The organism is Arthrobacter sp. StoSoilA2, assembly GCF_019977195.1.
Classification (GTDB): domain Bacteria; phylum Actinomycetota; class Actinomycetes; order Actinomycetales; family Micrococcaceae; genus Arthrobacter.
In genome coordinates this window covers 3,988,249-4,002,288 of the sequence record NZ_AP024643.1, presented here as the reverse complement: position 1 = coordinate 4,002,288, position 14,040 = coordinate 3,988,249, and the positions used below count along the sequence as shown (strand labels likewise).

Annotated in this window: 13 protein-coding genes; 8 read left to right on the top strand and 5 right to left on the bottom strand. The window is 62.0% G+C overall.

All coding sequences use genetic code 11. The annotated features are described in order from the left end of the window. Positions 1-398: 398 nt before the first annotated feature. The 3 genes from LDN82_RS18170 (at position 399) to LDN82_RS18160 (ending at position 1,743) form a co-directional block, all read left to right on the top strand. The gene (locus LDN82_RS18170; RefSeq protein WP_224167571.1) at positions 399-710 is read left to right on the top strand and encodes a DUF4244 domain-containing protein; all 312 of its coding nucleotides are present in this window, start codon (positions 399-401) and stop codon (positions 708-710) included. A 140-nt stretch (positions 711-850) separates the two neighbouring features. Then, positions 851-1,351, top strand: coding sequence for a TadE family type IV pilus minor pilin (locus LDN82_RS22640; protein WP_346347099.1), 501 nt, complete (start codon positions 851-853; stop codon positions 1,349-1,351). Between the two features lie 107 nt (positions 1,352-1,458). After that, on the top strand, positions 1,459-1,743 hold the full coding sequence (locus tag LDN82_RS18160; RefSeq protein WP_346347098.1) for an Rv3654c family TadE-like protein: 285 nt from the start codon (positions 1,459-1,461) through the stop codon (positions 1,741-1,743). Between the two features lie 67 nt (positions 1,744-1,810). On the opposite strand, the gene LDN82_RS18155 is transcribed toward LDN82_RS18160, so the two are convergent. From LDN82_RS18155 to LDN82_RS18145, 3 genes are all read right to left on the bottom strand, one after another. After that, the gene (locus LDN82_RS18155; RefSeq protein ID WP_224165307.1) at positions 1,811-2,779 is read right to left on the bottom strand and encodes an IS481 family transposase; all 969 of its coding nucleotides are present in this window, start codon (positions 2,777-2,779) and stop codon (positions 1,811-1,813) included. A gap of 110 nt (positions 2,780-2,889) precedes the next feature. Further along, positions 2,890-5,232 (bottom strand): DEAD/DEAH box helicase, encoded by a 2,343-nt coding sequence (locus tag LDN82_RS18150; RefSeq protein WP_224165306.1) that lies wholly within the window; start codon positions 5,230-5,232, stop codon positions 2,890-2,892. An 83-nt stretch (positions 5,233-5,315) separates the two neighbouring features. Continuing rightward, positions 5,316-6,011, bottom strand: coding sequence for a GNAT family N-acetyltransferase (locus LDN82_RS18145; RefSeq protein ID WP_224165305.1), 696 nt, complete (start codon positions 6,009-6,011; stop codon positions 5,316-5,318). Positions 6,012-6,181: 170 nt separating this feature from the next. Here LDN82_RS18145 and LDN82_RS18140 point away from each other — a divergent pair, with 170 nt between their 5' ends. Further along, complete coding sequence (locus tag LDN82_RS18140) at positions 6,182-7,078, top strand: rhodanese-related sulfurtransferase (RefSeq protein ID WP_224165304.1); 897 nt, start codon at positions 6,182-6,184, stop codon at positions 7,076-7,078. Positions 7,079-7,091: 13 nt separating this feature from the next. On the opposite strand, the gene LDN82_RS18135 is transcribed toward LDN82_RS18140, so the two are convergent. Together LDN82_RS18135 and LDN82_RS18130 are read right to left on the bottom strand one after the other, a co-directional pair. Next, a complete protein-coding gene (locus tag LDN82_RS18135) occupies positions 7,092-7,625 on the bottom strand; it encodes a DUF6023 family protein (protein WP_224165303.1) in 534 nt (177 codons plus the stop codon). Positions 7,626-7,676: 51 nt separating this feature from the next. After that, a complete protein-coding gene (locus LDN82_RS18130) occupies positions 7,677-8,120 on the bottom strand; it encodes a hypothetical protein (protein WP_224165302.1) in 444 nt (147 codons plus the stop codon). A gap of 92 nt (positions 8,121-8,212) precedes the next feature. Here LDN82_RS18130 and LDN82_RS18125 point away from each other — a divergent pair, with 92 nt between their 5' ends. The 4 genes from LDN82_RS18125 (at position 8,213) to LDN82_RS18110 (ending at position 14,005) form a co-directional block, all read left to right on the top strand. Next, positions 8,213-9,862, top strand: coding sequence for a methyltransferase (locus LDN82_RS18125; protein WP_224165301.1), 1,650 nt, complete (start codon positions 8,213-8,215; stop codon positions 9,860-9,862). Beyond that, positions 9,859-10,569, top strand: a complete 711-nt coding sequence (locus LDN82_RS18120; RefSeq protein ID WP_224165300.1) for a helix-turn-helix domain-containing protein — start codon at positions 9,859-9,861, stop codon at positions 10,567-10,569. Before LDN82_RS18125 ends, LDN82_RS18120 begins: the two co-directional genes overlap by 4 nt. 113 nt (positions 10,570-10,682) lie before the next feature. Beyond that, positions 10,683-13,406: a type I DNA topoisomerase gene (topA, locus tag LDN82_RS18115; RefSeq protein WP_224165299.1), complete on the top strand. Its 2,724-nt coding sequence runs from the start codon at positions 10,683-10,685 to the stop codon at positions 13,404-13,406. A gap of 164 nt (positions 13,407-13,570) precedes the next feature. Then, positions 13,571-14,005, top strand: a complete 435-nt coding sequence (locus LDN82_RS18110; RefSeq protein WP_224165298.1) for an SseB family protein — start codon at positions 13,571-13,573, stop codon at positions 14,003-14,005. Positions 14,006-14,040: the final 35 nt, after the last annotated feature.

Here is a 14,040-nt window from a genome sequence, read left to right as displayed (position 1 = left end):
GAACCAGGGGCTTCAGGGGCGGCCCGAGTCAGGGAAGAGTCGATGTCACCCGGCAGACCTGCCGGATCATTTGAAAGGAACACACTATGGAAACTCCCTCGAGCACCCTCCCCGCCCGGCGCTCCGGGCGACGGAACGGTTCGCGTGCGCTGACGCCAACTCCGGCGGGTGTTGCATCAGTGGGAAATGGCAGCGGTCAGGATGAGGCGCCACAAAACAAGAGTGGCAACCGCGCGGGTGTGCAGTTCGGGATTGAACAGAATGGGATTGACCGGCGTGGGATGGAGCAGTTGGGGATCGAGCTTTTCACTCCAGTAGAACCTCACGGCCAGGCCGCAATCCCGCGGTTGGACAACCAACGGGTTGGGACAGCTTGGACCAGCAAGTGGACCAACTACCTGCGCTGGCGTACACCCAGCGGAATCCGCCGACAGGCCAGCTCGAAGCCGAACAGCCCCAAGCAGACCACTTCCAGCCAGACAAAGCAGAACACTCTCAGCCAAACCATCCCCATGCAGACGACCCTCAGCCAAACCACCCTCAGGCGAACCCCGCTCATGGGGTCCGAAGGCGGAATGGCGACGGCGGAATACGCCATAGCAACGCTAGCGGCCGTGGGGCTCGCTGGTTTGCTGGTGGTTATCCTTCGGAGCGAGGAAGTGCGGGGCTTCCTGCTCAACCTGGTTCGCACCGCGCTGTCCTTGCCATGACCTCGTTGGCGCCTCTCCCAATCAAGCTGGCGCCTCTTCCACTCAAGCTGGTGCCTATCCCAATCAAGCTGTCGCGTCTCCCAATCAAGCGGGTGACTCTCCCAATCAAAATGCCCGCAAGACAGAAGCAACGTGGTGCCGTGACAGCTGAGTTCGCAGTCGCTCTGCCAGCGGTGATTTTGCTGTTCGCCTTCTTGTTGGCTGCCGGTGCAGCAGGAATAACGCAGCTGCGGTTGGAGGAGGCGGCCAGGGCCGGTGCTCGAAGCCTTGCGCGGGGTGAGAGTTCCGGCGAAGTGCAGGGCATCGTCAGGCGCTTGGCGGGCGAGGGAGCCGCTGTGGGGGTGGCAAGCGACGGCGATTGGGTGACTGTGACAGCCTCCGCAGCGGCAGGAGGTTCGCTGGGCTCACTGATCCCCTGGACGTTGACGGCTTCGGCGTCTGCCCGCGGTGAAGCAGCTGGGGCATCTGTTCGGAGCGACGCGAGCGACCTGCCGGTGGCCTCGGTGGTCGGTGCACCGCAACTGGCATTACCCGAACTGTCGTCGCCCGAACTGGGATCACCGCCACTGGCATCACCGCGGAACATGCCACCGGGGGATGCTGCCTCACGGGTTGCGGCGAACCCTTGGATTCCGTTGTGAGGGTGCGCTGCCTACCACTGCTGCGAACCCTCAAGGGGCGTCCTGTAGCGTCAAACCCCGAGCAAGGATCCGGCACAATTCTGGCTCTAACACTGGGGTTTGTAGTCTTGGCGTTGCTTGCCGGGCTGCTGCTTCTTGCCCAAGCGGGGGTCATGGCGTCGCGGGCTGCGTCGGCAGCAGACCTGGCAGCTCTCGCTGCGGCCGATGCTGCGCGTGGAATAGCCTCGGGTGATCCCTGTGCCGTGGCGGCCGGCGTGGCAGGCCAGCAGGGTGCCACAGTGACAGCCTGCGACGTCGTCCGGGGCGAAGTGGTGGAGGTCGCCACCGAACTGGAACAACCGTTCCTCCTCGGCAGGGCTACAGGCAGGGCGCGGGCTGGCCCCCCTCCATAGGCAAGGGGCTGGGCCGCCTCCTTAACCGAGCGGGCTGGGACGTCGTGTTGGTTGGGACTGCCCCAGGCTAGATGTATTGACCTGGGAGGTTGGTGACGCGGCTGGCCGGTGTCTGACCCTTGAGGGCAGTGTGGGCTCGGTGGTGATTGTAGGCATGGAGCCACTCGGGGAAAGCTGCGACACGCTCGGCCTCGGAGCGGTAGGGCCGGATGTAGGCCCATTCCTCCAGCATCGTGCGGTTGAACCGTTCGACCTTGCCGTTGGTCTGCGGGCGATAGGGGCGGGTGCGTTTGTGCTTGATGTCCGGGCCCAGGGCCTGAGCGAAGGCCTTGGACCGGTAGCAGTTCCCGTTGTCCGTCAGGACCCGCTGGATAGTGATCCCTTGGGCTTGGAACCAGATATTGGCCCGCTGCCAAAAGGCTGCTGCTGTTTCCTTTGTCTCGTCCGCGAGGATTTCGGTGTAGGCCAGGCGGGAGTGGTCATCGACTGCGTTGTGGAGGTAGTGGTAGCCGGGCCGGCGGTTGGACGGCGTCCCGGCTTTGTTTCGGCGTCCGGCGGCCCTACTCAGAACCCGGTGTCCACCGCCGTCCGGGATCCGGCCGAGTTTCTTGATGTCGACATGGACCAGGTCCCCGGGCCTGTCGTGTTCGTAGCGGCGGATCACCCTTCCGGTGCCGCGGTCGAGCCAGGCCAGTTTCGCCAGCCGGTAACGGGACAGCACGCGGTGCACAGTGGACGGGTGGATGCCCAGCAGATAACCGATCCTGGCAGGCCCCCACCGGCGGTTGACGCGCAGGGCGATGATCCGCCGCTCGATACGCGTTGCCGTCCGCCGTGGAGAAGAATGCGGGCGGCTGGAGCGGTCCTCCATCCCAGCCGGGCCGTGCTCGCGGTAGCGCCGCGCCCACCGCGCGGCGGTCGGAACCGAGACCTGGAACCGTTCCGCGGCCCGGCGCAGACTCCAGCACTGATCAACGACACATTGCGCGAGCTGCAGCCTGCCACGAGGCGTCAGAAGAGCGTTAGGGTGGGACATGAAGACCTCCGTGCGTGGAATTGGACTCTAGACAAGCCCCACTCCACCCGGAGGTCTTCTTCATGTCACCAAACCACGCCGAGCGTCATCAACGTCCGTGGTCAATACAGCTAGACCGCATCTTTCAAGAGGACATCCAGAAGTGTGATGGCGGCTGCCTTGTCCAGTGGGTTGTTCTTGTTGCCGCATTTTGGCGACTGCACACAGGACGGGCAGCCGGCTTCGCATTCGCACGCCTTGATGGCCTCCCGGGTGGCTGTAAGCCAGACCTTGGCCTTCTCAAAGCCTCGCTCGGCAAAACCGGCGCCACCGGGGTGCCCGTCGTAGACGAAGATCGTTGGCACCCCAGTGTCAGCATGCAGGGCGGTGGAGACACCGCCAATGTCCCAACGGTCACTGGACGCCACCAGCGGAAGGAGGCCGATCGCCGCGTGTTCCGCCGCATGCAGAGCGCCGGGGAACTGCGCTTCCACCAGACCGGCACTATGCAGTGACCTGTTGTCCACAACGAACCAAACCGCCTTGGTAAACAGGTCCCTTGCCCCGAGATCCAGCGGCTCCTCGCCCAGGATCTCGTTCGATATCAATGCCTTGCGCTGGAAGGAAACCACTTGGGTTGTGACCTTGACGTCCCCAAAGTGCGCCGTGATGTCGCCCCACTGAACCGATCGCAAGGTTTCCAGGACTTCGATCTGCGTTACATCCCGGGCTGTGGTGTAGAAATCGGGGTTCACGCGCCTCACTATGACGCAGTGGTCGGCCTCGTTGAGTTCCTCCACCAGGTAACTGTCCCCCTGATGGACATAGATCGCTCCGGTGTGGGCCTGATAGTGCGTTTGCGGCGAGTCCATCGTGCCCAAAAGGGAACCTGTCCCGGCGTCGACGATGCTCACGGGTCCGCCACCGTCGGCCCGCAGATTTACCATCCCGGCTGCACTCTCCGGATGGGTCCAGAACCATCCGGCCGGGCGTTTGCGGAGATACCCCTGCACGACCAGCCGGTCAAGGAGGCTTTCCGCTGTGGGCCCGAAGAGTTCGAGCTCAGACGGACCTACGGGCAACTCCGCTGCTGCCGCGCACAGGTGAGGTCCCAGGACGTACGGGTTTCCCGGATCAAAGACTGTGGCCTCGACCGACACATCGAAGATGGCTTCCGGATGGTTCACAAGGTATGTATCCAAGGGGTCGTCGCTTGCCACGAACGCCGCTATGGCATCCTGGCCAGCCCTTCCTGCGCGTCCAATCTGTTGGAAGAGCGAGGCCCTGGTCCCGGGCCAGCCGGCGACCAAAACCGCGTCAAGCCCGGAGATATCGATGCCGAGTTCCAAGGCAGAGGTACTGGAAACCCCCAGCAGCTGTCCGGACCGCAACGCCTTTTCCAAGGCACGCCGTTCTTCAGGCAGGTACCCGGAACGGTAGGCCGCCACGCGGCTGGGCAAGCTGGGATCCACCTCGTCCAGGAGCCGCTTGGTGATGGACGATATCGATTCAGCACCGCGCCGGGACTTGATAAAGGCAATGGTCCGTACCCGCGAGGAAACAAGGTTTGCCAGGATATCGGCTGTTTCGGCCACGGCAGTCCGCCGTTGCTTCGCTCCGTTTTCGCCCTTGACGTCTGTCAAGGCTGGCTCCCAGAACGCGACGGTTGTAGAGCCATGTGGAGAACAGTCTTCGGAAACTTCCCTCACTGGAGCACCGATGAGCCGCCCGAAGGAGACAGCGGGCTCGGAAGCAGTGGCAGAGGCGGCGATGAATACGGGCTCAGGGAAGGAGCTCCCGGCGCCGTAGTAGGCGCAGATCCGGCGAAGGCGCCTCATAAGGTTGGCTACGTGCGAGCCGAAAACACCCCGGTAACTGTGTGCCTCATCCACGATCACATAGCGCAGCCTGCGGAAGAACCGCGCCCACCACGCGTGGTTGGGCAGAATGCCAAAGTGCAGCATGTCCGGGTTTGCCAGGATGAAATTGGCATGGTCGCGGATCCAACGGCGCGACGCGACATCGGTGTCGCCGTCGTATGTTTCTGCTCGAACCGTAGGGAGCTTCAGCGCACGGATGGCCGCCAATTGGTCCGCCGCCAGTGCCTTCGTGGGGGACAAATAGAGTGTCACGGCACCGTCGTCGTGGATCTTTCCGGGCTCGGACAATACGCGCAGCTCCGAGCGGTGGATCGCGTCCAGTGCGGGTAGTTGGTAGGCGAGCGATTTCCCTGAGGCGGTCCCCGTTGCGATCACCACGTGCTGGCCCGCCTGGGCGAGGTTAGCGGCCTGGACCTGGTGTCGGTACGGCTCGTGGATGCCCAGGGAGCCGTAGGCCTGGACGATGTCCGGGTGCACCCATTCGGGCCACGGTTCGTTGACGGCCTTGCGGGCAGGGATGGTGTGGACATGGCGCAGCTGCTCCGGGTCCGGGGTCCGGCCCAGCAGGGAGATCAGCGAATTTGGTGCAGCCACCAAATCATTCTGTCACTCTGCGCCGGCGCCTACGGCGGCACCCGAAGGGACCGGCGTCGACGAGGGCCGTTAAACAAGCGTTTTCACGCTACGGAAAGGTCCGAACCTTCACCGGTGCTCACTGACATCATCAGAACGTGGCACACAACGTCCCACCCCAGGTGGGAGTAGAGCTTCTGGCCGTCCAAGGAGGCGAGGAGGAGGCCGTTTTGGACGTCGTGCTCGAAGGCCTGGGCGGCAAGGGCCTTCATGATGAAGCTACCCAGGCCACGCCGCTGAAAGGCAGGCTCAGTAACGATCTTGTCGAAGACTGCAGTGCCGTTCACCACGAACACCCGGCCGCTGGCAGCAACTTGCTCTCCCGAGTGGACCACCGCGTGGTGGACTCCGTTGGATTCTGAAGTGGCAAGTTCCAGGTCGTCATCCGGCAGCCAGGGATCCTCGGCGTCCTGGGTTTCCATGTCCACGATCATCATGGTCTGGGAGGCCGAGTTGACGTTCAACCCATGCTGTTCGGCCAAGTACTTATAACGCTGGACGTCATTGGTGAGTACCGTCAGAATCCGTGTCTCGGCTTCCGCGGTCTTCGCTGCGAGGGCGGCAAACTCTTCGTCGGACGGATCATGGGCGAAGTACTCCCAGTCACCGGTTTTATCGGCGCGCAGCGCGGCAGGAAAGCGTCCCTCTTGACGTGACTCATAGCCCCGGCAGCCGGACCAGCCGGCCACCCAGACTTCCAAGAGGTGCGCGATGTCTTCAACCAAGGCGTCTGGACTCATGTAGAGAGACTATGCCAGCGCCCGGGGAAGCAACAGAGGCCGGTCAGGGGAAGAATCCGTGCTTATGAAATTGTGACTTCGGCGCTGGGAGCGTGTCAGGTTTCTCCGGGCCTTCAGTGCATCCGTAAGCGTAGCGCAGCGGATTTTAGTACACCCAGTACCCTTTAATAGTGGCTTTGAACCGAATTGTGCTTTTCTATGGCTTTACCCCGATCGCCGACCCCGACGCCGTGCGTCTGTGGCAGCGTGCCCTCTGCGAGAAACTGGGGCTCACCGGCCGGATCCTGATCTCCAAGGACGGTATTAACGCCACGGTTGGCGGCGAGCTCAACAACATGAAGCAATACGTGAAAACCACGCGCGAATACAAGGGCTTCCATGACATCGACTTCAAGTGGTCCGAGGGCGGGGCTGCCGATTTCCCACGCCTCAGCGTTAAGGTCCGCGACGAAATAGTTTCCTTCGGGGCTCCCGGTGAGCTGAAGGTCGACGAAAAGGGCGTGGTGGGCGGAGGCAAGCATCTCCAGCCTGAAGAACTTCACTCCCTGGTGGACGCAAAGAAAGCGGACGGGGAAGAGGTGGTGTTCTTCGACGGTCGCAACGCCTTCGAGGCGGAGATCGGCAAATTCAAGGACGCCATCGTTCCGGACGTCGCCACTACGCACGACTTCATCAAGGAACTCGAATCCGGCAAGTATGACGCCCTCAAGGACAAGCCCGTTGTCACTTACTGCACGGGCGGCATCCGCTGCGAGGTGCTCTCAAGCTTGATGGTCAACCGCGGTTTCAAAGAGGTGTACCAGCTCGATGGCGGCATTGTCCGCTATGGCGAAACCTTCAAGGACAAGGGCCTCTGGGAGGGGTCGCTCTACGTATTCGACAAACGCATGCATCTGGAGTTCAGCGACGAAGCCAAGACCATCGGCGAGTGCGTTCGCTGCGCCTCGCCCACCAACAAGTTCGAGAACTGCTCCAACCTGAGCTGCCGGACGCTGACTCTCTACTGTGCAGAATGTGCCTCAAGTCCTGAAACCCTTCGCTGCCCCGGAGGCTGCGAAGCCGCCTGAGCTCCAACGCCCTTCAGAGCCTGCTGACCCGATACGCAAAGTTCGCGTCGGATCGGGCACCCACAGTGATGGCCAGGATGGCGTCCTTTTCCAACTGCACCACGCTCACCCGGGCATTGGCGCATCCCAAGGTCAGGTCAACCAAGTCCGTCTCGCCTACGCTGACTGCGAATGAAACGCGGCGGGTGCCGCGGCACGCCAGCGTCACCGCGTACGTTCCGCCGGGCAACTGTACGGTCTGCTCAGTTCTGGACTCACCGGAATTCAGGAAGCCGCTGCTCGAATAGAACGACTGCCCCTGCGATTCCGGCAAGGCCGCTTTGGCCCACTCTTTCAGGGCCTCACCTGTAACGGTTTGCTCCAGGGCTGGGTCGGGAGGAAGCACGACATTGCTGCCGGTAGTGTCTGTGGGGCTGGAATCCGCACGCCCGCCGTCGTCATAGGTGTACTCGCACGCCGTCAGCGCGCTACCCAGCACGAGCAAGAGCCCGACGGCGGCACTTGCCAGCCGTCTGGACACAACCGAGCCAGCCACCTTGCTGCCCATACGTTGACTTTACGCTGGCCTGGAAGCGCACCATAGTGCTGGCGCAAGGGGCTAATTAGCGGCGGGCACCAGCTGGTAAGCAAAAATCAGCGGGGCATCCACACTACTCGTGGAGATAGTGAGTGCGGCGGTGGCGGGGACTTTGATCTTCACCACTTCAAGGCTGCCGTTGCAGGCGGCTCCCGCGTCGGCGATTTGCTTTCCACCGGAAGAGACGGCGAAGAACACCTTTCCTCCTCCATCACAAGCCATCGTCAGTGTGTAATTCCCTGCTGGAACGCCCGGTGACTCCTTGATCAGCGGGTCCCGGTTCAGGATCTTGCCGGAAGCCTCCAACGTCACGGTGCTGGCAGTGGGCAGGACTTTATCTTTCCACGCCGGCACATCGGCATGTTCGACGCTGACCGGACCCTGGCAGGCTGAGGCCGCCAGGAGCGTCCCAGCAGCAATGACAACAAGGCCTGCGCGGCGCCTTGTGGAGGAATGGTTGAGCATGCTTCCACGCTACCGGGTCCCACAACAAGGTTTTGTCCACATAGCCCAAACCGGAAACGTCTCCCATGAAGCGGCGCCCATAGACTTGCAATGTGACTCAAACCCCCGAAATATTTACCGCTGGCAATACTGACGACGCCCCGCGCAGCGACCACCCGGAGCTCCTTGCGTCGCTGGCCTCAGACCTTCGCGCCATCTCATACACGGTCGACGGCGTTGCGGAACTACTGGGGGAATCCGCCTATGCCGCATTGAACAGGGACCAAATCATTCCAGCGTTGTTGGTGAGTGAACGCATGTCCAAGAGCGGCGTGGAAAGCACCCGGGCGCTGTCCGTCATAGTGCGGCTGTGGTTGCTTGCTGTCCCACAGCCGCAGTCCGATATTGACCTTGCACTCCCCGGCGTGGGCGCCCAAGGACTCGCCCGGCTTGGACTTATCACCCTGGACGCCGGTGTTGCCACGGCCAAGGTGGATCTACGTCCCTATGGCTGGGAGGCCAATGCGGACGGCAGCGGGGGAGCGGAGCTTTGGGTAGCCAGTGATCTCGCTGCCCACCAACAAGCCGGGGTCCTAAGGCACGACCACGTGCTGGGGATAGGACGGGCATCAACAACCCTTGTCCAGACAACCATCAGGCAGCACACGCACCGTGCGCTGGACCTCGGGACAGGCTGCGGCATCCAGACGTTCCATTTGTTGCATCACTGCGAACATGTCACGGCAACGGACATCTCCGGGAGGGCGCTCGCCTTCACCCGTTTCAATCTGCTCCTTAACGCTCAGGAACTGGACCTGGATCCGAACAACCTCGAAGCCCGCGTCAGCCTGCGCCTGGGCTCGCTCCTGGAACCCGTGGCGGGGGAACGTTTCGGGCTCGTCGTCTCCAACCCGCCCTTCGTCATTACCCCGCGCAGCGCCGGTGAATCCTTGGCTGATCAATTTACATACCGCGACGGCGGACTGCCCGGCGATGAGATCGTCGCCTCGTTGGTGCGGACCCTGGCAGGCGTCCTTGAACCCGGCGGCACAGCCCAAATGCTCGGCAACTGGGAGATCCGCACAGGGACACCATGGCATGACAGGCCTTCCTCATGGCTGAAAGGTTCAGGCCTGGACGTTTGGTTCATTCAACGTGAGCAGCTGAGCCCGGAACAGTACGCAGAGACCTGGCTGCAGGACGCTTCGGAGAACCGGGACCGCACTCACTATCAGCAGTCCTACGCCGCGTACCTGGACGACTTCGCATCGAGGGATGTTGAAGGAATCGGCTTTGGCATGATCTGGCTACGCCGCCCACAAACTTCAAACGAAGCACGCATCAGCCGGTTTGAGGAGATTACTTACCCCATTGAGCAACCTATCGGTCCCCATCTGGGCGCGGCCGTGGAACGCGCGGACTGGCTCGCTGGCAGTACTTTGCCGGAAGTACACCTTGTGGTGGCCGAGGACGTCACCGAAGAACGCCATCAGCGTCCCGGGGCGGTGCATCCAGGCGTGATCCTCCTCCGGCAAGGGGCCGGCCTTCGTCGAACAAACCTGCTCAGCACGGAGCTGGCGGGCTTTGTTTCTGCTTGTGATGGCCAATTATCCGTAAGGCAGATTGCCGGAGCCTTGGAAGCACTCCTGGGAGGCGCGGACGACTTCGATTCAGGGTCCTTCCAAGAAGGGCTTCTTGCCGAAGTACGGAATCTCGTCCTGGACGGGTTCCTCCTCCCGGATACGCAAGAGGCGTCCGTATGAACAGTGCACGGCCGCCGCGCCCGCTCGGTAGCAAGTCCTCAGTTAGTGACCCTGCTTACACTGATGAAGTGATTGCGAACAACCAGACATCCCAGGCGTCGGGCGATGCCCCTCGGCGAAAGAGGGCCGAGAAAACGGTTGAGATAACCGATCCCAAGGCTATCCGTGCATTGGCGCACGCCGCCCGCCTTGAGGTCATCTCCGAGCTCTACGCAACACAGGTAAGCCACACGGCTACTGAGCTCGCGGCCCGCACCGGCCTGACACCCAGTGCCATGAGCTACCACCTCCGTGCACTCCAGAAATGGGGGATCGTTGCCCCGGCCGAAAATGCCGGCGACGCAAGGGAACGCCGTTGGAAGGCTGCTGGAACTGACTTCAGGATTTCAGGCGGCAGCGTGGCCAGCCCGGAGATCGCAGTGGTCGATCTTGAGCTGGATGCCTTCCGGCGCAGAGCTTCGGCTTTTGCCAAGGCCCGCGGAGAACGCCGGCAACGTGGCGAAGCGGCGGACGAGCCGGCGTCGGTGGTGCTGGCGAGCAATTTGCTGTACTTGACCAACCAGCAGCGCAAAGAGCTTTCCGAACGGATCAGGGAGGTCCTGCGGGAGTACGAACTGGACGACCCCACCCGGATTCCACAAGGTGCCGAGCGTGTTGCTACTCTGTGGTCAATGATCCCGGATGACCGCATGGCACCTGGGCACTAGGGGTCCGGCCAGACCCTCGGATTTCCACGCCGGAACGCAGGATTCTGCAATCTATGGTGAACTAGGCCAATATGGGCACCAGCCCAATTACACATTTTTTCTGTAGGAGCACCGTGCCCAGCAAGGCAAAAACCGGCAAGAAACTCGTGATCGTGGAGTCTCCGGCCAAGAGCAAGACCATCGCCAAGTATCTTGGCGAGGGCTTCATCGTCGAGGCTTCCATCGGCCATATCCGGGATCTCCCGCAGCCATCGGACCTCCCTGCAGAACTGAAGAAGACCTCGCTGGGCAAGTTCGCCGTCGACATCGAAAACGACTTCAAGCCGTACTACGTCGTATCCCCGGACAAGAAGAAAAAGGTCGCCGAGCTCAAGGCCCAGCTGAAAGACGCTGACGCGCTCTATCTCGCAACCGATGGGGACCGCGAGGGCGAAGCCATCGCGTGGCACCTCCTTGAGGTCCTTAAACCCAAAGTTCCCGTGTATCGCATGACTTTTGGCGAAATCACCAAGGAAGCGATTCACCGTGCCATGGATAACCTTCGGGACGTCGATACCGCACTGGTTGATGCCCAGGAGACCCGGCGTATTCTGGACAGGCTCTACGGCTATGAAATCTCACCGGTTCTGTGGCGCAAGGTCGCCAGGGGGCTCTCCGCAGGACGTGTGCAGTCCGTGGTTACCCGTATGGTGGTTGACCGCGAACGTGAACGTATGGCTTTCCGGGCCGCTTCCTACTGGGACCTGACCGGCCAGTTCGGAGCCGACTCGGGATCCTTCAAGGCGAAGCTTGCTGCGGTGGACGGTTCCAAGGTCGCCAGTGGTCGTGACTTTAACGACAATGGCCAGCTCACATCCTCCAACGTGGTGCACCTGAACGAGGAACTTGCCACGTCCTTGGCCGCAGGCCTGCAGAACGCCGATTTCCGCGTTCGTTCGGTAGACACCAAGCCGTACACACGCCGTCCTGCCGCACCGTTCACCACCTCCACGCTGCAGCAGGAAGCCGGTCGAAAGCTCAGGTTCTCCTCGAAGAGCACCATGCAGGTCGCCCAGCGCCTCTACGAAAACGGCTACATCACTTATATGCGTACGGACTCCTCGGCTTTGAGCGATGAAGCTGTCACAGCAGCCCGGCGCCAGGCCGCGGAGCTCTACGGCCCCGAGTACGTGCCCCAAAGCCCCCGCGTCTACGCCAACAAAGCTGCAAATGCCCAGGAGGCCCACGAGGCCATCCGCCCCGCCGGTGACTCGTTCCGCACTCCCGCCCAGGTGGCCAAGCAGCTCAGCGGAGACGAATTCCGTTTGTACGAGCTCATTTGGAAGCGCACGGTCGCGTCCCAGATGGCCGATGCCAAGGGCTCCACAGCCACCATCCGGCTGGGTGCCGTAGCAGCTGACGGGCGCGACGCTGAATTCTCGGCCTCCGGTACCGTCATCACCTTCCCCGGCTTCCTCGCCGCATATGAGGAAGGCAAGGACGAGAGCCGCGGAGATGAAGACTCCGATGAAGCGCGCCGGCTGCCCAACGTGGCCAAGGATGACTCCCTGCAGGCCTCGGACATCGTCGCTGTGGGGCACGAAACCTCACCGCCTCCGCGTTACACCGAAGCGTCGCTGACTGCTGAGCTGGAAAAGAGGGGCATCGGCCGTCCGTCGACCTATGCCTCCACGATTTCCACCATCCAGGACCGTGGTTATGTCCGCAAACAAGGTTCTGCCCTGGTCCCCAGCTGGATCGCTTTCTCGGTGATTCGCTTGCTTGAGCAGCACTTCACGGATTACGTCGACTACGAGTTCACCGCTGACATGGAAGGCGATCTGGACAAGATCGCCAACGGCCAAGCCGTGGGCGCAGCGTGGCTGAAGCACTTCTACTATGGTGAAGACGCTGATCCCGGGCTGTTGAGCATCGTGAACAACCTCGGCGAGATTGACGCCCGCGAGATCAACTCCGTGCCCATAGCGGAGGGCATCACCTTGCGTGTGGGTAAGTTCGGCCCGTACCTGGAAAGCAGCATTCCCACCGTTGATGAGAAGACCGGTGAAGTGGTGGAGTCCGCACGGGCCAACGTCCCGGAGGAGCTCGCACCGGATGAGTTGACAGCCGCGAAGGCAATCGAACTCATGGAAACTGCGGCTCCTGAGGAACGTGTCCTGGGAACCGATCCACACACGGGCCATACCGTGGTTGCCAAGAACGGCCGTTACGGCGCCTACGTCACCGAGATCATTCCCGAGATGACCGAGGAACAGCTGGCAAACCAGCCCGTTGAGTACTACAAGAACGGCAAGCCCAAGCCTCCAAAGAAGCCGGTGAAAGCCAAGCCACGCACAGGTTCGCTGTTCAAGTCCATGACCGTGGACAGCGTCACCCTGGATGAGGCCCTGCAGCTCATGAGCCTGCCCCGGGTGCTGGGCGAGGACGCTGAAGGAAATGTCATCACCGTCCAGAACGGCCGGTTCGGACCTTACCTGAAGAAGGGTACGGACTCCCGTTCAATCGGCTCCGAAGAAGAAATCTTCACCATCACCCTGGAACAGGCCTTGGAGATCTACTCCCAGCCCAAGCAGCGTGGTGCCCGGGCCGCCGTGCCGCCGCTGGCCGAGTTCGGCCCGGACCCCGTGTCCGAGAAGAACATTGTCGTGAAGGAGGGCCGATTCGGTCCATACATCACCGACGGCGTCACGAACATCACGGTTCCGCGCTCAACGTCCCTTGAGGAACTGACCCGGGAACGCGCCGTCGAACTTCTTGCCGAGAAGCGGGCCAAGGGTCCCGTCAAACGGACGACCACGCGCAAGGCGCCAGCCAGGAAAGCCGCCGCCAAAAAGTAGCCAGCCAAAAGTGGCCCGGCCAAAAGCAGGCGGGCCAAAAGTAGCCCGGCCAAAAGCAGCCGGGCCACGAGCGGCCGGCGTCAAGGTGACGCCTCAACAAGACAGGGTGCGGTCCGGGAAGCCATCGAATTGCGTCCCGGACGGCATCGTGGTCGAGTAGAACCATGACTGAACAGACGGCTTCACCGGACAACGGACCCTTGAACGACCTCGAAGCGAAGCTCGCCTTGGCTGAACAGCCGGACGCCAACCCGGTAGACGTCATCCTTGCTTTCCTGAACAACGAGGTCTACCTCATCAGTTCCGAAGCAGTGGATGGACCGGACTCTGCCGTAGAGCCATTGGTCCTTTCGAACGCTGATGGACAGCCTGTTCTTGCGGTGTTCAGCCACCCGAGCCGTGTGGATGAGCGCTTCCTGGAAGCGGCCCCGCACATTCTGGGCACCATGGGTTCGGCGATCCTCGGCAACATCGGCGACGAACTGGGCATGGTCATCAACCCCGGAAGCGAATATGGCTTCGAAATCGATCCTGAGGGGATCGCCAACATCCGCCGCGACTTCAAACGGGCAGACGAGGCAGGGGAGCCAACGGAATAGCTGGCATCCTGGGCACGGGAGGTCTGCCTGGCAGC

Bases quoted from the DNA above. Each gene is read 5' to 3' on its own strand.
- LDN82_RS18155 (WP_224165307.1), bottom strand. From the start codon at position 2,779: ATGTCCCACCCTAACGCTCTTCTGACGCCTCGTGGCAGGCTGCAGCTC.
- LDN82_RS18145 (WP_224165305.1), bottom strand. From the start codon at position 6,011: ATGAGTCCAGACGCCTTGGTTGAAGACATCGCGCACCTCTTGGAAGTC.
- LDN82_RS18135 (WP_224165303.1), bottom strand. From the start codon at position 7,625: ATGGGCAGCAAGGTGGCTGGCTCGGTTGTGTCCAGACGGCTGGCAAGT.
- LDN82_RS18130 (WP_224165302.1), bottom strand. From the start codon at position 8,120: ATGCTCAACCATTCCTCCACAAGGCGCCGCGCAGGCCTTGTTGTCATT.
- LDN82_RS18120 (WP_224165300.1), top strand. From the start codon at position 9,859: ATGAACAGTGCACGGCCGCCGCGCCCGCTCGGTAGCAAGTCCTCAGTT.
- LDN82_RS18110 (WP_224165298.1), top strand. From the start codon at position 13,571: ATGACTGAACAGACGGCTTCACCGGACAACGGACCCTTGAACGACCTC.